Here is an 18,136-nt window from a genome sequence, read left to right as displayed (position 1 = left end):
GCTTATTGATTTTAAAAAAATGATAAGGAAAATAGGCAATTCAATAAAAACTAATCATTAGGTTTCCAATATGCTTTTAAGCAAGTCTACATACATCACCATTGCTTTGCTTGGTCTAAGCACTGTTTCCGGTTGTGGCATGACATCGCAACGTGATACATATCAGATATCAGAAACAGAAGTTAATTGGGTGACATCTGGCTCGCTAACTAACAAACTTGTTTATAAAGAATTGCCAGGTGCAAACCCTGCTACCTTCAGAATACTAAATAAGCAGTTTGGAACTGATGGTGAGTACGTATACTATAAAGGAGCTCCAATACCGTTGGCAGATGCTAACACTTTTAGAGCAATTTCAAATAATTACGGTGTTGATCACAGATTTGCTTTTCTAAGGAATAAGGTATTAGAAGGAGCTTCACCAGAAGGTTTCAAGGTAATTCATGATGATCTTATTTCATCATACGCAAAAAATGGCAAGAGTGCCTACTATAACCAAACACCATTCACTATTTGCGATGAAAAGTCTTTTCGTATAATTGACGGTGCAGGACTTGGTAGATATTGGGCTGCAGATAACACCTGCGCGTATAGCAGAGGTAAAGTGTTTATTCCTGCTGACATCGAATCCTTTGAAGAACTGAGTTTTTCATACGCAAAAGATTCACAGAATGTTTACTATGAAAACACTGTTATTGAAGGTGCAGACTCCGCTACTTTTGAGCTACTATACAGAAATAATATCATTGATTCTAAAGATAAGAGTGGTTGTTATATCGATAATCACAGAGTGCCGTGTAATACAACTAAAAATGATGACAGCATTTTTTCTGGTGTCAACTTTGATACAATAGGAACAAAGGAAGGGAAAAAGGAAGCATTCAATACTATTCAAAGCAACATGAATGCTGCAAAAAAAACAAGACAAGAAATTGCAACCCAAAACGCTGAAGTAGTTAGACAAGCCGTTGTTAGCAAACTTGGTAACAATTTGCTGACGCCGAACTCTAAACTAGACTTGCAACAAATCACTAATGATTATTATTTTACGCTCGTTCCTACATTATCTGGTTACTCACTAACATACCAAGTTAAGACCATAGATAGAGATGGAATGACATTAGACATGTTTAGCCGTAAGGTGAATGAAGTTATGAAGTCCACTTATAATAATAGTGGACAGTTAACTTCTGAGACTCGTCCTCTTGGCCGGTCTGGATATGTTACTAAATACATAGGTGTTAAGTGTGAAAGACAGCTAGGTATTTGCGAAGAGGAATTTATCTCTGGCAGTAAAAAGAGTACCGATAAACGATCAGTTAAAATTAGCTATAAAAATGGGGTTTGGGAGCGTAGTTTCTTAATTAACGGCCGTCATAAACAAGAATACAGAATCTATGATCAATATGGGTTTGAGGTATATGTTGCGAAATATTATAATGATGAATTAGAAAGTGAGTTTATTCGCAAAGGCTTTAGACCGGATATCAAGTAATTAATCTAAATAGTGACTCTCATAGTAAAAAACAGGTGCCGACATCTCGGCACCTGTATGAAAATAGTTATGGTCACTCACAAAAAAATCATCTGAAAGCGAGATACCATCTGGTAGCTCTTAATCGGTCACCCGATAAGAACGCGTAATCAATATAAAGACGCTAGGCTAGATACAGCCATGACAATTTATGTCTATGATAATATACCCTATGGCGTAATAGAGGAATTGCAGAAATATCTAGGTGAATGGACTACTTAACAATCATCGTACCCATCAAGGAAAAATGTACTGTGGCAGAATACCAATAGAGCATTTAGATGCTAGGAAATTAGTTTGGACTGAACACATAGTTAGGGTATTCCTCGTTTAATAAATCGGCGATTTCTGTCCATGAGCTCTGACCAAGCGGTTTTGGTGAAACCGAGTCAGGGAGTAAAGTCCAACTTTTTAAATTGAAGCCCCAAACAAGAGCTCCCACTGGATACAACACACCGTCATGTTCGGTTAAGCCAAAAAGTTTTCCAGTCCATTCAAGTGGTATATGGGGAGCGGCTGTCCATCCAGGGCTATCTCTAAAGATAGAGCCAACACTATAGATTGGATCACTGTTATCTCGCTTTTCTTGGGAACCCACATCAATAAATGTCCAGTCATGTTCTGTATTGCCAAATGATGAATGCTTTCCAGAAAACTGAGCATCACCTGTTGTTGTCACAACATGAAGCCAATGAGTAACCTCTGAAGACATTACTTCAATACATGGAAATTTCGGAGCAAAGCAATGACGATTTCCGGAAGTAACAAACCGAACGGTAAAAGCACCTTCTCCGTTCCATAAATCGAATTCAAAGTTTTCTGTAGTAGAATTATCAAAACATTGACTATAACTACCATGTGCAATATTTGTGGCAAGCAAGTAATTTCGATATAGGCCAAATGATATATATGAGCTAACTGTCATTACCAGTAGACTGAATAAGGTAAAGATATACTTTTTCATTTACTCGCCTGAGTGTCTGTAAGTGGGCTCTACTTGATTCCCTGTGTTTTTTTAAATCGTCTGACCTTTGTTCGTACGTTTTTCATTGGTGATGACGTGTTGAATTGAATCATACGGCCAAGTGTCCACTTGTCATACCATGGATCGCCGTAAAGTGCCTGCTCATCAATGCTCTTAATTAATACCAGAATTTCTTGAGTCACCCTAGCGAACTCTCTTTGCAAACTTTGATAGTCCCAATCTTTATAATGATGTTGGAAGCTTTGGGCTAGTAGCCCAAGCTGATTCCACTTATAGCCGGTTTCCGGGAAGTCGACATGTTTACCTTGAGACTTTAAAGAATGCCATTTAAGGACGAGCTTTCCCCAGCCAATTAAGTAGGCAAGCGTATCGCAAACGCTAATTGTTGTGCCCTTGACGTTACCCTCAATCCCATGTGTTCTAGACAGTTCATCAGGAATAGAGCGGTAGTCATCAATCAGCTTACTAGAGGCTAAAGTGATTGCATTGATTAACTCATTTTTATTTTGTGGTACTGATGTCATAGACGCTTTCTTGTTTGGTTAGTTGCTAGTTTTGTTCGTTGAGAGCTGTTTGCTACAGATTGCTTATAATTATATGTTCATTACATTTTAAGTAATCAATGTCGTTTAGATACGCTAGATGATGCCCATCTTTGATATTGTTGATAAATGCCTGATTGCCTTTTTCAGCCTCGCTACGCATGAAGTCAATCAAGGTTTGAACACGTAATATCATGATATCAACAAGCTGGCTTCGCTCTTGTTGGGGCAAACCATAAGAGTCACAGAACTGTTTAGCGCGCGAAATCTGCTGAGGTAAGCTACCCAAAGCATCATTAGGACTGGTTTTAAATGGTGCCCAGCAATAAACCGCATACGCAATATCCCAAATCCGCGGTGCTGGATGTGCGGTATCAAAGTCAAAGATCCCGACTACCTGATCTCCACTTAATGCCACGTTATAGGGGGCATAGTCACCATGACAGATAACTTCGTAGGGCTTTCTAGCTGGCAACATCCAATCCAAGTTTTCACATCGTTCACTTTGAGCAAAAGATACGGTTGCGTCATGATATTTACGTAGGAGCAAAGCCGCTGAGCATAATGCTTCAATACTCGCTATGGCACCCCTTAACGGGTAGTTGTAAACATTACCAGGTACGTAGGACAAAACCTCATTGCCTTTTGCATCAAAACCAAATGACTCAGGTGCAGAATTGAACTGCTCTTTTCTCAGGTGAGTAAGTAACTGATGTACTGATTGAGACCAAAAGCCACTAGGGCGGTATACTTTACCCTTATGCCGATGAATCAAACCTTCACGACCACCTTGTAGTTCTTCCATGATTGTCCTTATGTGCGATGCGAACATTCCTAACGATAAACATTAATAAGTGACTGATTGTATATCTTGGGGATATTTGTCAAAGTAGACGTGTATCAAAGTTTGTGTACTTTCATGGCAGTTTCAGCATTTGATGTGTTGTTTCAATCAAAGCTAAATAAACAGGTTTGTGTAATTTTGGGGTAGGTATGGGGATTCATAATGGTCTTGATCGTCTGGACTTGGGGCGTTTAGTCGATAAAAATCAGCTGTCATATGATTTGTTCTTGGCTCAGTCAGATGAGATTACCCTGCACAGGAATGAACAATTTATCTGGATTGAAAGTGCTGACAATAGTCCAGTTTTCAACGGTGTGCTGGAAACCAATGTTGAATTGCACAACTCGTCACCAGCGATTAGCCAGTTTTTTAAAAAGTTAGCTTCTGGTAAGGATCATTTTTGCTGGAAAGTGTGGTCATCATCAAGCCCAAGCAACATCGGAGATATACTGGAATCTCAGGGTTTAACTGTTGGTTCTGTAAGCTCTGGAATGGCTATTGATCTCTCTAGCTGTACATTTTCCAACCCCACCGTTGATAAGCTTTTGGTTAAGCGGGTAGATAGTGATGAACGTTTAGAGCAGTGGATAGCAACTCTTTTTGATGGGTTTCAGCTGAACCAGGGGGTGAGGTCAACCTATAGAAAAGTACTCATGGATGGAGGTTTTAGAGATCCAGTAAGAATTTATTTAGGGTTATATGACGGTGAACCAGTGGCGACTGCTTGTTGTTACTTTGAACATGATGTCGTTGGCATTTATTGGGTATCAACGTTACCTGCCTTTAGGGAGAGAGGTATCGGGCGTCGCTTGATGAATATCGTATTAAGAGATGCGTATGATGCAGGCTACAAGTTTGCGATACTTCAGGCTTCCGGTGAAGGGGGCAAGATGTATAAAGACATAGGTTTTCGCCAGGTCTGTAGTAATGTTCGGTATAAGTGGAAACCCTAGTTTGATGGCATGTTGCGAAATTGAAGATGCACTGAATTATCAGAAACGCAAACTAATAGAATGATAAGGAATTAAATGGAATTTATTATTAGCGAAAACCCAAGCAGTGAAGATGTCGATGAAATTTATCAGGGGTTAAAACGGCATAACATTCCATATATTGGTGATATTAAAGAGAGCCACATTGCGTGTTTTACTAATAGTAATGATGGAGCCAAACTAGGAGGGATTATCGGTCGTACGTGGGGCAGTTGGTTGTTGATTAAATACCTATGGGTAGATGAAACTTGCCACAAGCAGGGAATGGGTACACAGTTACTGGCGACGTTAGAAAATCACGCGAAAGAGTCAGGGTGTAGATTCTCCCTGGTCGATACGATGAGTTTTCAAGCTAAGCCATTTTATGAAAAGAATGGTTACCAATGTAAAATGACGCTTGATGAGTATCCAGCCGAAGGACAGCTTCACTTTATGACAAAAGAGCTTACCTGAGAACGTGCGCCTATATGCCTTAATGTGGCGTGATATGAGTTACTTGTTGTGGAATGTGTCGCAAATATTTATGACAAATGCGATCAAACGTCATTTATATCTATAACCTGGTTCCTGTTCTGCTAGTTTATCGCCTTCTGAATTTGACCAATATTGGAGTTGTCGGCTAATGGATTACTTGGCAATAAATAAAGAAGCTTGGGATAAGAGAACAACGGTTCATGTAAAGTCATCGTATTACGATGTAAATGGCTTTCTCCAAGGGAAGACGTCACTCAAAAATATCGAATTAGAGGAAGTTGGGCCGGTTGAGGGGAAAAGCCTGTTGCACCTGCAGTGTCATTTCGGGTTAGATACACTATCTTGGGCAAGGTTGGGGGCTAAAGTTACCGGAGTCGATTTGTCGTCGGAAGCGATCTCTCAGGCAAAATTGTTAGCAAAACAAGCCAACCTTGAAGCAAGTTTTATTTGCTCGGATGTATACCAGTTCAATGAAGTATGCCCAGAGAAATTTGATATCGTCTTTGTTTCTTATGGTGCGCTGTGTTGGTTGCCAGATCTTAATCTATGGGCAGAAACGGTCTCAAAGGCTTTAAAGCCCGGTGGAAAAATACATTTAGTTGAATTTCATCCTTTTGATGAATTGCTGTTGGGCTCACCATACTTTGCGAGCGATGAACCTATAATCGAAGATGATGGGACTTATACAGAAAACTGCACAGGTGATAAAGCTAAAATGGTCACCTGGATGCATCCGATCAGTAATGTGATCAATGCCTTAGTTAAGTCGGGAATTAGCATTGAGTGCTTTAATGAATATCCATACAGCCCGTATTACTTGGAAGGGTTTGTAGCAGGCGAAAGCGGAGCTTATCAGCTTCTTCACAAAGGTAATGCTATACCACTGGTTTATTCCGTAACAGGCAAAAAGCTCTGATCATAAACCTCTTATAATGGTGGCTAGCAGATGAAGCTGAGCCTTTGCTTCACCCGCTAGCCTACCAAAAGCGTATTTATTTACTTGTCGCTTTTTCCGTGGCTTTATTAACTAGATCTGCGACTTTCTGTTTCACTGGCAGCCATAAGGTTGATTCTGTGTATGGCGTAAAGACAAAGACTTTCATGGAGATGAAACTCGTCAGTATTAGCCAGAAGCCAATCGATAGCATTTCAATCACTTTTGAGAATACAGACGGGGCAGCTTCACGCATCGTATCGCGCGTTGAGCCACCGAGTAGGGCATTTAGGTCATTAAGTTGCCCCATACCGCCGAACGTTTCCTTGGCATCAGAATATGCGCCAAAACAGCTGTAATAAAAGTAGGCAACAGCACAAACCGCTATACCTTTAGGGAGCCACTTCGGAGCACCAGAAAGACAAAGAAGCATACTTGCGAACATCAGGGCGATTACGGAAACATCAATTACCTCAGTGCCTGAAACGGACTGTTTCATTCCCCAGATTTCGATGGTCATAAACGGAAAGAAACAAGCAACAACAAAGAGACCGTAGGAGCATGCTCCTAATTTATTGGGTAGATTTGAAAAGTTGAAATTTGTAGCAGAACTCTTTAAGTTTTCAGGGTTTGGCATGATAGATCTCTATAAACAATCATTAACTAGCAAAAACAGCGGGATTATATATGTGATACCATTCAATGCAAGTGAATTGATATAAATGATGTGTGGCTTCTATCTATTTGATTTAAAAGTGTTCTTTAATTATTTTATTAAGCTGTAATGTGTCATAAATGGCGCATATTATCAGTGGAGCTTGAGGGGAATCTATTGCCTGAAATTAAAACGGTTGGACTATTTCTACTTACGGCTATAACTGAGGTTGTTGGTTGCTACTTACCTTATTTATGGCTGCGGGAAGGAAAGACGGTATGGCTTTTATTACCGGCCGCTATCAGTTTGGCTCTCTTTGCATGGTTGTTGTCGCTACATCCAACCGCATCGGGTCGGGTGTATGCCGCTTATGGAGGGGTTTATATTTTCGTAGCAATTTTGTGGTTGTGGGTGGTTGACGGGATCCGTCCTACGGTGTGGGATGTTGTTGGCGCATCAGTGGCTTTGCTCGGTATGACAATAATAATGTTTGCACCTCGCCAAGGGTAAATAGGCTAGTGTTAATATTGCTCCACGTATTCAGCGTGGAGCATAATCAGGTTGAATGTTTCTTATTGTTTTGAAAAGGATGCTACTCAAGTAGGTGGAAACGATAACTGCGCCGAAGAATACTTTGATAAATTACTTGAGGTTGCTTTTTTTATTTTTATAAATGTCTCATATGATATTGTTTGTTTTCTCATTGTAGTGTATTTGTGAAGCAGGTCTTAATAGCAGTCATTGTCAAAATAGATGTAAAGGTAATGTATGTATTTAGCTCGGTTCTCCGAAGATGATTATGAGAAACTTATATCATGGGTACCCAATGAGGCGTTCAACTATTTATGGGGTGGGCCTGTCTATTCCTTCCCGTTGACGATTGAACAGATACATGGTCATGTTAGCAAACCTGAGGTTAATCCTTTTGTCTTACTAGATAATGATAATGTTATTGGTTATATCGAACTTCATCGTGAATCAGTGTCGGTGTATCGCTTATGTCGAGTTCTGATCGCCAGTGAATCAGATCGTGGTAAGGGTTATGGCAAAAGGCTTGTGGCCCTGGCACTTGATTATGCGCTAGATACGTTAAAAGCAAAGAAAGTGACGTTAGCTGTCTTTGAACACAATGATAGAGCAATCTCTTGCTATCAATCCCTCGGGTTTACAGTGACGGCAAAAGAAACTGGATTACGCTCATTTAATGGTGAAAGTTGGAACTTGCTATATATGGCATTTAAACCTTGAGGAAAACTTTAGATAGCTAATTATATTTGGCAAGTAAGATGAAATGATACTAAATGGAGAAAGTGATGACTGAAATGGCAATATCAAATTATCTCGGTATCTTTATCGTACTGTTGCTATCATACCCATTCGTACTTGTTGTTTTAAATATTGCCATTTTTAGTAAAGATGTAAGAACCAAATATACTCGATGGTTAAATATACTTTTCGTGGTTTCAATGTTGGCTTTGCTTTATTTTCATATGCAAACTGAAGTTATCTTCGGCAAAGAGCTACTTGACCAATGGTATAGTAACCACCCAGAATAGATATCAGTCGGTGGTATAGCCAACAGATGTGGCTATACCAGTTACTTGGGTATAATTATGATTTTATGGCTAATATTGCACCAAAGGAAATTAACCCTGCTCCGCATGCTTGATTTAGCCTTTTTTTCATCTTCATTAGTCGAGTTTGAAAAACTTTTGAGGTCAATAAAATCGCAATGAGGCTAAACCATACTGCGTGGAGCATTATCATATAAAGACCGTAAAGTAGTACTGATAGCTGATTATCAGAGTCGGGACTTATAACTTGGCTGAATATACTGAGGAAAAACAGCATTGTCTTAGGGTTCAGAACATTGCATAAAAAGCCTTGTACCAAATAATGAGCAGGTCCGGCTTCACTTTTGGCTGTTTCATTTATATCAATACCTCTTCCGGCTGTAATGATGCCTTTCACACCCAAATAAATTAAATATGCCGAGCCGGTATACCGAACCAGTGAGAATAACAATTCGTTTTGTGAGATTAAGTAACTAATGCCAAGCATTGAGTAGCTGATATGGATACAGATGGCAATACTTATGCCTATAGCGGTATAGATGCCTGCCTTTCTCCCTAAATTGACACTGTTTTTTAGCACTAAAACAAAGTCAGCACCTGGGCTGATAACGATCAGTAACCCTAAGAACGCAAGACCCAAAACTTCCATTATTACTCCAAATAGATGTTTGCTGGTTGACTGGGACTGATTGTAACGAGCTGTTGAGGTCATTATAATCGAAATAATTTCAATCGAACTGTGAGAAATTTTCACATATGAGACACTTGAAAGCATTCCACGTTTTCCATGTTGCTGCGTCTTCATCAAGCTATAGTGAAGCTGCCGACAAGCTGTGTATTACACACGGAGCTATCAGCAAACAAATAAAAGTACTGGAAAGTTTCCTCTCTCAATCTTTGTTCTACAAGAAAGGGAGGCATGTATACCTGACGCAAGAGGGAGAGGTGTTAAAAAAATACACGACACAGGCCTTTGACGCTCTTGATGAGGGGATCGACAAGTTAACTCTTGTGAGGAACAAGTGTCTTGAAGTCTCTTGCGAACCAACATTAACCATGCGCTGGTTAATGCCACGGCTAAGCGACTTTTATTCCCAAGTGCCTGATGCGGATGTCAGGCTATCAACGGCAGGCGGACCTGTTACATTGGGTGTGAACGGTATGTCGTTGGCTATTCGTCGTGACGACTTTGAGCTGCTGCATGATTATAAACGTACAAGACTTGTTGATGAGTGGGTAGGGCCGGTATTCGCCCCAGGCTACTGGCAACAGGTAAAAGATGATTTAGGAAAGGTGAGGCTGCTTCACAGTGAAACGAGACCACAAGCTTGGGCTAGTTGGTGTCAAAGCGCTGGAGAAATGGGTTTGTTAGATAATCCAAGCCAGTCTTTTGCTCATTTTTATTTTTGTTTTCAGGCTGCTGTAGATGGGCTTGGCGCGGCACTAGGCTCATACCCGCTCGTTGCTGATGATTTAAAACGCGGCAACCTTATTGCACCATTCGGTTTTTTGCTATCTGGACATAGTTATATGTTACTCAGTCAGGAAAAAACATCCGATGATCAGCTTGAACAAAGGTTCATTCATTGGTTGCAAGGCAACCTTCAGCGATGTGTTCCGGACCAGGCATGTGACGAGCAGTCCCTTGATTAATTTTACTCGTTGTAGAATGGCTTGAATCAAGAAGTAGCTAGCTTAGTCTGATTGAGGCTGTTCACTATTGGTAGTTGCCTCACTTGGCAGGGATTTTTCTTTTGCTGCCGCTTCCTCTTCAAGTAACCGTTTTGGGGTCGATTTTTCTTTTTTCGCCAGTCGATAGGCCAGAGCATGATTGAAGCTGGACGTTTTATCATTGATTAGTGCGGCTAATGCTTTGCTGTCTACTTGACTCAATTTTCCCATTTCCTTAGCGGTTAGTGTTGATTGTCCGATAACTGCATCGTCAGGCAGATCAACCATGACGGTCGCCGCTTCCGTGAGAGCTGCAGCATACTCATCAGGCTCGTTTAAGTTATAGTCTGAAACTTTCATATGTTTGCGAACTTCAAGTGCCCAATGGAGCTCCAGAAAAGGAATGATCGAATCCGAATTGGCTTTATTATTCTTGCTCTTTTTCACTGGGGGCGAATAGCTGATCCCATTCAGAAAATGGACGAGTGAAAGATATTTATCATGTTTTAATTGTTTCTGACCAATATATTCCGGTAAATCACCGGCTTTTATTTTCTCGCCTTTTGAATCGTACAACCACACCTCTTGGTCATTGCTCATTTCCGGCCAAAAATCCTCACCAGAACCAAATAAATTATGGGTAACTCTTACTGTTACCGGGACACTGGTACCACCATTTGGCATATCCCAGAATGTAGAAAAAAGATGATGGCCCTTGGTGAGATAGAGACTGCCTTTCTTGGGACCGACAACAACCGTATTGAGTGCATCAGTATGTGTGCCGGTTTTGTCAGAGCAGGTATAGCTGGATGGATCGGTAGGCTGTGACTCTTCTCCCCATTTCTTGACACCTTTGGCGCCGTTGATCTGGCAGAGATCGTTATACATGTGTTTTAGGTTGTCTTTGTAGCGACTGAGCCGGGCATACTCTCTGTCATAGCTGAGAACGGCCTGAGTAGGAAGTAGCTGATCCAAGGTAACAGTAATGATGTCACCATTGTTCAGCTCGTCATAGCTTACCTTCTCTGCGTTAGAATAGGGGCAATACAGGGCTGCGAGTGACAATATCGCTAGCCAGACTGTGTTACGGAATCTCAGCATAAATCAGGCCTCTCGGGCAAAAACTGACATCACTGAGTCTAGCAAAGAGTGATAAGTGGAGGGTGTTTAAGAATTAATAAAGCTAACCTGATCTTATCTTGTATGATAGACGAGATCAGGTTGGCAGCAGAGTGGTTTAAATACCTAATTCGTCGAGCAAATCGAGATCTACTTCGGCAACAGGGACAGCCTGCTTGTTCTTATTGGCTTGTTCTCTTTTTGCATTTTCGATGATAGTGTCAGGATCGACTTCATCATGTTGCTCAAACTCTTCAAGCTGGATAAATTCAGTTTTATCCATGGCCAGCTCGAGGTAGAAAATGTTGTTATCTTCAGTGGTGAAGCTAACGCGGCGGGCCTGAGGGCGATCCAGGTTTGTATCAACAGAAAGCAAAATTTGCTTGTTAAGCGCAAGCATCTTAGGTTGGTTCTGCGTAATGGAAATACGTAGTTCACGACGGATTTTGCTAGTAAAATCACCCACAACCTGGTTCATCAGTTCACCCAGTACATCAGCTACTTCATCGGAAGTATGATGAATGGCTAAATCATCCTGCGGTATGCCCATCTTAAGCATGTAGTTCTGATAGAGCTCCAGTGCTGCTTGCTGAGAAAAGTTGGTAACGACCAGACCTGTAAAGCCCCCGTCAAAAAGAACAAAGCAGCCAATGTCTGGCTTTAGGCTGGTTTTATTGATTTTCTGTACCATTGCAGAGTAGCCGATCTGGCTGTCAGTAGCAGTGGATAGAACATTAGAAATTGACTGACAAAGCTTTAGCAGGATGTCGTCTGTAGTGATGGTTTTCGTTTTTTTCATTGTGTACTCGGTACCTAGCTTGCATTTATCGGCAGTGTGTCATCAAACGTTATTAATTGCACAGCCTTAAAGAAAGCGGGTTGATATGGCTCACTGTTTTATAGCGAGACTCACAAAAATATGCTTAATCAGCGACACCTAAGCTCAAAAAGCAGGCTTAATGAGCTTAGGTGGACAGGTGTATCAGGCGAAGCGTTTATCTAGGTAGTTAATGATGTCGTTAGATTCGTACATCCATTCGACGTCTCCGTCTTCCCCTTCGATACGCAGGCAAGGGACTTTTCTTCGGCCTCCACCATTTACCAGCTCTTCTTCCCATTGTGCTTGTTTCGCGTCTTTGGTCGCCAGTGGCAGGTTGAGTCGTTTGGCGTGGCGTCTTACCTTTACGCAGAAAGGGCAAGCATCGAATTGGTAGAGATGGAGTTGAGCAACAGCATCGTCAATTTCTTTTTGTTCGGCTTCTGAACGCTTGATTGACTTTGGTGTAAAAACGGTATTAAGCAGCAAAATTACCCGGCCTAATATCCAACGAATGACTTTCATAGAAGGCTGTCCATGTTGTTATGATTTGTAGCGGAGATTGTATTATAACGAGTGATATTTGATAACTAGAAAATCACAGAGGAATGATTGATAAGAATGTATACCCAAGCTACCTCAAGATGCTCGTTTCAGCGAGAATTACTTGGCTTGTAGGCTAGGCACCGATTTGAAAATCTAATGGCTCTATATTAATAATCGGTAACAACGCATAGAAGCCCCTATCTACTTAAAAGAACTGGAACTCGCCCTTTGGGAGTGAGCCAGTTGGTTCGGCATTCCGACGCTCATTTCTTTGTCAAATAACGTTGAAAGGGATTACCATTCCTACCGTCATTTTCCTTGAACTGAGCACGCTGGTCTCACTCTGAATCCTGCATCTTGAGGTAGCTTGGGTATAAAGCATTTCATACCCATATTATTGGCATGGAATAATGTGGAGGGGAAATATGTTTACACCAACAATTCATGGAAATTAATCGTTACTCTTAACTATTCATTATGTTTGTTAGACGATAAAAGCTAAAAACATCAGTGCGATATTTACCGGAGGACCCATAAAAACAAGCCGAATAAATTAGTACTAAATGATCTATAAGGCTTAAAAAGACGATCTAGCTCACTTATTAAATAAATTTCATACGCCGCGATTATTATTCTATTGAATATTGATTATTATTAGACGGTCCATGGAAAACTAAGGAAGAAAATCAACGTGGTAAGGAAGCAGAACATTCTTATCTGTGATGATTCGCCGGTAGTGCACAGAGCCATGTCCAAGATGTTATCTGGGCAGGAAGGTTTGACGCTGTTTTTTACCGAGAACGGAAAAGAAGGGCTTGAGTGCCTTTCTCGTCATGATATTGATGTGATGTTCCTTGATTTGACAATGCCTGTCATGGATGGCTTTGAGGTGTTGCAGGCCTTATCCGGTCGTGAGCACCAGACTAAAATAATCATATTGTCTGCTGATGTTCAGCAGCAGGCAATGGAAAGGTGTATCGAACTCGGTGCGTATCATTTCCTACCTAAGCCTTTTGACCCTGAGCATCTTATCTCGATATTGAATAAGTTCGGTGTCTATGTAGCAGAAGAGTTGGCTCCGTCTTTGCCTCATCGCAGCGGTGACGAATATATTCAGACGTTTAAAGAAGTGGCTAATGTCGCTTTGGGCCGAGGTGCTGCAATTATCTCTGATCACTTCGGAGAGTTCATAAAGATGCCGTTGCCGAATGTTGCCAGGTTATGTGCCGGGGAACTGGAAATGGCGATTGATGATATTAAGCAACAGAGTGAGTCAGTTGCGATTGCACAGCGTTTTGTGGGTGGAGGCATTCATGGCGAAGCGCTGGTTTGCTTACGTGGTAAGGACGTTGATGTGTTTGGATCCCGTATGGGTTTTAGCCAGGTTGATGAGCACAAGAGCGAAATCGTGATTGATATTGCCAACCTTATGGTGTCTTCGTTCTTAGTTGCGCTGTCTGAACAAATGAATATTCCTTTCTCGGTGCGTCAGCCTATTGTGCTGGAAGATTATATGGTATGGAGTGATAGTGAGAGTATTAAAACAGAACTCTTCACTGTCGAGTATACCTATGAGGCTGAATCATTAGACTTGGAATGTGATGTTTTATTTATGATGGATAACAGCTCTACGCAGGTTATCAAGAAGATGATGGAAACTCTACATTGAATCAGGTAGCACTTGCTGACTTTCACTTAACCATGCAGGTAATGGACAATATAGATGCTGGTGTAGTGATCATTGATAAAGAATATAACGTCTGGGCGTGGAATACGTTTATGCAGGCATACAGCGGCATTACCTCGGAACAAATTATGGGCAATAATTTGTTCGACGTTGTCGATGATCTGCCGGTGGAATGGCTAAAAAATAAAATAGCATCCACCTTCAAATTGCGAATGCGCTCCTTTAGTTGCTGGGAAGACAGGCCAAGCATTTTCAACTTCTCCAACTTTAGCCCGGTCACTGGTGGTTCCTCATTGATGTTCCAGAACATGACCCTAACGCCGCTAAAATCGCTTAGTGGTGAGCTGTCGCATATCTGCCTGACGATTACTGATGTCTCGGACATAGCCAAGAATAAAACACACCTTCGCGAATCTAATGAGCAGCTAACGCACCTAAGCATGACAGACAGGCTAACACAGCTGTATAACCGTGGGCATTGGGAGGCATGTCTTGCCGAAGAGTTCGAACGATGCCGCAAGGCGAATATTCCATCGACGTTGGTGATGTTTGATATAGACCATTTCAAAAAGGTGAATGACACATTTGGACATATTGCCGGGGATGGTGTGATTCGGAAAGTTTCCAGCTTGTTGCGGCGGACCAAAAGGCATAGCGATATCGCCGGACGTTATGGTGGCGAGGAGTTTGGTGTCATCTTACCGGGTACGTCTGCAGAGTTAGGGCTGTATTTTACTGAGCGTTTGCGTAGTCGCGTCGAAGAAGCATCCGTCGCAGTCGATGTCCGAAATATCAGTGTGACTATCAGCCTTGGTGTTTGTGAATGGGCCCCCTGGATGCCAAGCTATGAAAACTGGCTGGAACTATCAGACAGTGCTTTGTATGAATCAAAGCAAAACGGTAGAAATCAAACGACTGTCTATACTCGGGAACTATGCCAGGAACAGGAAAAGTCTTTGCGGGCTGTTAGTGGCTGAGAAAGTATATACTGCGGTTTTGTTGCGAATTCTCTTTGATCGAGAGCAAGAACATCCATCGATACTGTTGTAATTTTTTTGATTCTTCTTAGAATTGTAGAAAATTATTACTAATCCAAAGATAAATTATGGTTGTTGAGTCTGAAGGTTATCATGCGCTTATAGAATATTTTACCGAACACCTGTCTTTGTTCGAGCGTGCCAGTAAAGACAGTTGTAGCGAAACGGTAGAAGATGTTGTGACAGACATGATAGCAACGAATTTAATGGCAGTGTTCTCTCAAAATCCTGATCTTGAAGCCGATTTTCGTTTCAAGTTGATGCAGGAAGCCGATAGAGTTGTCGAAGATTTGTCGGAAGTGCTGGCAGGGGCTTGGCGTTGCTGCCCGACCAATGAACAGATAGCGTTCCTTGAAGATTATATTGGCTTAGTAAAAAATCTGTTTGATAGTGCAATTAGCATCCAAGAAGGCTAAAACAGAGCTTTATCATAAAAAGGCAGCGCAAGCTGCCTTTTTAGTGCCTGCGATTTGTATGCGTGATATCTAACACATTAAATACCCTCAAGATTTTATTGATAAGTCAAAAAATTGAAATCTTACCGTAACAATCCCTCAGTAAGTTACAGAGCATTAACCCAGCAGTGCTTTCATTGGTTGTAACTATAGGCGCTAATTAAAACTGAAATCTTCGCTAGGAATAATAGCGCAAGGTTTATCAGGGATTTATCAAAATGAAACAGACTAAGCTTGGTAAGACAAAGTTTTCAATCGTTACCTATATCCAGATAGTTTTTTTGTTGCTTGTCGCTACAGGAGGGCTCTTGTCCTATTTTGGCAACAAGGGGTTGAATAATGTCGCACAAGAATTTGAACGACTAAGCAAGCAGGCACTGCCGGTTGCAATGAACAATGCCGCTATTGTTCAGGGTTCGTTGCAAACGGCGCAGCGGTTGGCCGAGATAACCAACAGCGATTCCGTTGAGGTACTAGAAACGGCCTACCAGCAGCTTCAGACTGATCAGCAGTCCGTTTTATCTGCAATGAGTGAGCTGGAGGTGCTAGCTGATACCTACACAATAGACTGGCTGACCAGAGATGTCGCTCGGTTTAAGAAAGAAATAAACCAGATAGAAGGAATGTCATTAGACTTGAAGGATTCTCAACAGCAGATATTGCTCAACCGAGCCAAGGTTGAGGCTGACAAGGCAATGATGAGCTATGCCGTCTCGGGCGTAAGAGCTGAAATGAGTCGGTTGGGAATGGAACTCTATAGCGGTAATCCTGAAGGCCTGAGCCATGTTCATAATTTTGTCAATCATTCGCTGGAAATGGCCAGTAATTTAATCGCGTTACTCATTGAAAAAGATCCGGCAAAAGCCAAGAAAATTGCACGGGAACTGAAAAGGACGAACCTCTCGGGAATGCAGTACGCTTGGCGTGAGCTTAATAGAGTCGATGGCACGATCGCTGATTTTACCAGTGTTACTGTGCCACTGGAGATGGTTGAGGACTTCTTCTCCAAACAGGGAATTGTCGAACGTCATCTGCAAACACTGCAGCTAATGGATGCTCAATTGTTGAAAGTAGAGCAGACTCAAGATGTGATAGCCTCTGTGATGAGTGAGCTCGATACCCTGACAAATGGTGCCAACGTAATGGTCAGCGAAGGGGAGGCTGCGGTAATGGCAGCCAGTGAGAATGCGATAACCCTGTTTGTTACCATCAGTATTGCTGGCTTGATACTTGCTGTTGCATCAAGCGGCTGGATAAGCCGTACGGTAAGGACGTCGCTCAAACGGATAGATCATGTGGTTAATGCAACCAGCAGAGGTGATCTGACAGCACGAGCGACCCCAAATGCACCCAAAGAGTTTGCGATTCTGGGCGGGTTGCTAAATCAGTCGAATATCAATAATAGCCAGATACTCAGTAAGCTGGTGGAAAACAGCAACAGCTTAAATACAGCCGCTGAGAGTAGCCAGCAGGCAGCGTCGAACTCTCGTGTTGCACTGAAACAACAAAGCAGTGAGCTTACGAATATTGCAACCGCCATTTCTCAACTGGAATGTTCGATTAAGGAGATTGTTGCCAGTACTACCGAGTCAGAATCTGAAGCTGAGCAGGCGAACAGGCTAGCCCTGCAAGGGGTAGAAATTATTGAGCGTAGTACATTTGGGCTTCGCTCTCTGGATCAGCAGTTTATAGTTAACGAGCAGCGTATGGCAGAGCTTGGTAATCATGTGAACAAGATAACCGAAGTTGTCGAGTTGATCAGCTCAATTGCAGATAATACAAACTTGCTGGCATTGAATGCAGCCATTGAAGCGGCTAGGGCAGGCGAGCAGGGGCGCGGTTTTGCCGTCGTTGCCGATGAAGTCAGGAAACTGGCTAGCGAGACAAACCTGCAGACAGAGTCGATACGTAAGACAATCGGTGAGCTTCATCAGGCTGCAAAGGATGCCAATGAAGCAATGGCCGTGAGCCGAACTGAGATGACTTCGTCGATTGAATTGAGTAGTGAGGTTCAGGCGGCGATTGACCAAATCCAAAAAATGATCGCTTCCATTAACGACAAGGTGATCACGATTGCTGCGGCAACCCAGCAGCAGGAGAATGCTTCTGTTGAGGTCGGGCGAAGCGTAGAGCATGTTGCCGGTCAGGCACAGACAAACAATCAACAGTTGAAAACCTTGGTTAATGAAGCCAGCAAGGTGGCGGAGATCGCGAACCAGCAACAAACCCTTCTTTCTCGATATCAGTTATCATCGTGAGCCAGTCATCAG

General features: G+C 42.0%; 20 protein-coding genes. 12 read left to right on the top strand and 8 right to left on the bottom strand.

Annotated elements, in window-relative coordinates:
* Positions 1–70 precede the first annotated feature (70 nt).
* Positions 71–1,495 (top strand): DKNYY domain-containing protein, encoded by a 1,425-nt coding sequence (locus L4D19_RS19550; RefSeq protein WP_428453885.1) that lies wholly within the window; start codon positions 71–73, stop codon positions 1,493–1,495.
* A 331-nt stretch (positions 1,496–1,826) separates the two neighbouring features.
* Here L4D19_RS19550 and L4D19_RS19545 read toward each other — a convergent pair whose 3' ends face one another.
* From L4D19_RS19545 to L4D19_RS19535, 3 genes are read right to left on the bottom strand one after another with little or no spacing between them, the layout of a single operon-like run.
* Complete coding sequence (locus L4D19_RS19545; protein WP_428453884.1) at positions 1,827–2,498, bottom strand: hypothetical protein; 672 nt, start codon at positions 2,496–2,498, stop codon at positions 1,827–1,829.
* Between the two features lie 29 nt (positions 2,499–2,527).
* The gene (locus tag L4D19_RS19540) at positions 2,528–3,043 is read right to left on the bottom strand and encodes a ClbS/DfsB family four-helix bundle protein (protein WP_428453883.1); all 516 of its coding nucleotides are present in this window, start codon (positions 3,041–3,043) and stop codon (positions 2,528–2,530) included.
* Positions 3,044–3,095: 52 nt separating this feature from the next.
* A complete protein-coding gene (locus tag L4D19_RS19535; RefSeq protein WP_428453882.1) occupies positions 3,096–3,866 on the bottom strand; it encodes a phosphotransferase enzyme family protein in 771 nt (256 codons plus the stop codon).
* Between the two features lie 188 nt (positions 3,867–4,054).
* Between L4D19_RS19535 and L4D19_RS19530 the strand changes: the two genes are divergently transcribed.
* From L4D19_RS19530 to L4D19_RS19520, 3 genes are all read left to right on the top strand, one after another.
* Entirely contained in the window at positions 4,055–4,858 is an 804-nt protein-coding gene (locus tag L4D19_RS19530; protein ID WP_428453881.1) for a GNAT family N-acetyltransferase, read from the top strand.
* 75 nt (positions 4,859–4,933) lie between these two features.
* The gene (locus L4D19_RS19525) at positions 4,934–5,350 is read left to right on the top strand and encodes a GNAT family N-acetyltransferase (RefSeq protein ID WP_428453880.1); all 417 of its coding nucleotides are present in this window, start codon (positions 4,934–4,936) and stop codon (positions 5,348–5,350) included.
* A 169-nt stretch (positions 5,351–5,519) separates the two neighbouring features.
* Positions 5,520–6,287: a class I SAM-dependent methyltransferase gene (locus tag L4D19_RS19520; protein WP_428453879.1), complete on the top strand. Its 768-nt coding sequence runs from the start codon at positions 5,520–5,522 to the stop codon at positions 6,285–6,287.
* Between the two features lie 76 nt (positions 6,288–6,363).
* Here the strand turns inward: L4D19_RS19520 and L4D19_RS19515 are convergent, their stop codons facing one another.
* Positions 6,364–6,942, bottom strand: coding sequence for a hypothetical protein (locus L4D19_RS19515; protein ID WP_428453878.1), 579 nt, complete (start codon positions 6,940–6,942; stop codon positions 6,364–6,366).
* A gap of 195 nt (positions 6,943–7,137) precedes the next feature.
* Between L4D19_RS19515 and L4D19_RS19510 the strand changes: the two genes are divergently transcribed.
* The 3 genes from L4D19_RS19510 (at position 7,138) to L4D19_RS19500 (ending at position 8,516) form a co-directional block, all read left to right on the top strand.
* Positions 7,138–7,470, top strand: a complete 333-nt coding sequence (locus L4D19_RS19510; RefSeq protein WP_428453877.1) for a YnfA family protein — start codon at positions 7,138–7,140, stop codon at positions 7,468–7,470.
* A gap of 258 nt (positions 7,471–7,728) precedes the next feature.
* Positions 7,729–8,208, top strand: a complete 480-nt coding sequence (locus L4D19_RS19505; RefSeq protein ID WP_428453876.1) for a GNAT family N-acetyltransferase — start codon at positions 7,729–7,731, stop codon at positions 8,206–8,208.
* Between the two features lie 65 nt (positions 8,209–8,273).
* Entirely contained in the window at positions 8,274–8,516 is a 243-nt protein-coding gene (locus L4D19_RS19500) for a hypothetical protein (RefSeq protein ID WP_428453875.1), read from the top strand.
* Between the two features lie 55 nt (positions 8,517–8,571).
* On the opposite strand, the gene L4D19_RS19495 is transcribed toward L4D19_RS19500, so the two are convergent.
* Positions 8,572–9,183: a LysE family translocator gene (locus L4D19_RS19495; protein WP_428453874.1), complete on the bottom strand. Its 612-nt coding sequence runs from the start codon at positions 9,181–9,183 to the stop codon at positions 8,572–8,574.
* A 107-nt stretch (positions 9,184–9,290) separates the two neighbouring features.
* Between L4D19_RS19495 and L4D19_RS19490 the strand changes: the two genes are divergently transcribed.
* Positions 9,291–10,187, top strand: coding sequence for a LysR family transcriptional regulator (locus L4D19_RS19490; RefSeq protein ID WP_428453873.1), 897 nt, complete (start codon positions 9,291–9,293; stop codon positions 10,185–10,187).
* Between the two features lie 42 nt (positions 10,188–10,229).
* Here the strand turns inward: L4D19_RS19490 and L4D19_RS19485 are convergent, their stop codons facing one another.
* The 3 genes from L4D19_RS19485 to L4D19_RS19475 all read right to left on the bottom strand — a co-directional run bounded on the left by L4D19_RS19485 (position 10,230) and on the right by L4D19_RS19475 (position 12,666).
* Positions 10,230–11,306: a ParB/Srx family N-terminal domain-containing protein gene (locus L4D19_RS19485; protein WP_428453872.1), complete on the bottom strand. Its 1,077-nt coding sequence runs from the start codon at positions 11,304–11,306 to the stop codon at positions 10,230–10,232.
* 136 nt (positions 11,307–11,442) lie between these two features.
* Entirely contained in the window at positions 11,443–12,123 is a 681-nt protein-coding gene (locus L4D19_RS19480; protein WP_428453871.1) for a DUF3334 family protein, read from the bottom strand.
* Between the two features lie 183 nt (positions 12,124–12,306).
* Positions 12,307–12,666, bottom strand: a complete 360-nt coding sequence (locus L4D19_RS19475; RefSeq protein WP_428453870.1) for a glutaredoxin family protein — start codon at positions 12,664–12,666, stop codon at positions 12,307–12,309.
* Between the two features lie 712 nt (positions 12,667–13,378).
* Here L4D19_RS19475 and L4D19_RS19470 point away from each other — a divergent pair.
* The 4 genes from L4D19_RS19470 (at position 13,379) to L4D19_RS19455 (ending at position 18,124) form a co-directional block, all read left to right on the top strand.
* Positions 13,379–14,356 (top strand): response regulator, encoded by a 978-nt coding sequence (locus L4D19_RS19470; protein ID WP_428453869.1) that lies wholly within the window; start codon positions 13,379–13,381, stop codon positions 14,354–14,356.
* Positions 14,353–15,351, top strand: a complete 999-nt coding sequence (locus L4D19_RS19465; RefSeq protein ID WP_428453868.1) for a GGDEF domain-containing protein — start codon at positions 14,353–14,355, stop codon at positions 15,349–15,351. The genes L4D19_RS19470 and L4D19_RS19465 overlap by 4 nt, the downstream gene beginning before the upstream one ends.
* Positions 15,352–15,479: 128 nt before the next feature.
* Positions 15,480–15,827 (top strand): DUF3802 family protein, encoded by a 348-nt coding sequence (locus L4D19_RS19460; RefSeq protein WP_428453867.1) that lies wholly within the window; start codon positions 15,480–15,482, stop codon positions 15,825–15,827.
* A 257-nt stretch (positions 15,828–16,084) separates the two neighbouring features.
* On the top strand, positions 16,085–18,124 hold the full coding sequence (locus L4D19_RS19455; RefSeq protein WP_428453866.1) for a methyl-accepting chemotaxis protein: 2,040 nt from the start codon (positions 16,085–16,087) through the stop codon (positions 18,122–18,124).
* The last annotated feature ends 12 nt before the right edge of the window (positions 18,125–18,136 follow it).

The sequence above is a fragment of the Photobacterium kasasachensis genome, from assembly GCF_050336885.1.
GTDB classification, from domain to species: domain Bacteria; phylum Pseudomonadota; class Gammaproteobacteria; order Enterobacterales; family Vibrionaceae; genus Photobacterium; species Photobacterium kasasachensis.
This window is presented reverse-complemented; position numbering and strand designations above follow the sequence as displayed.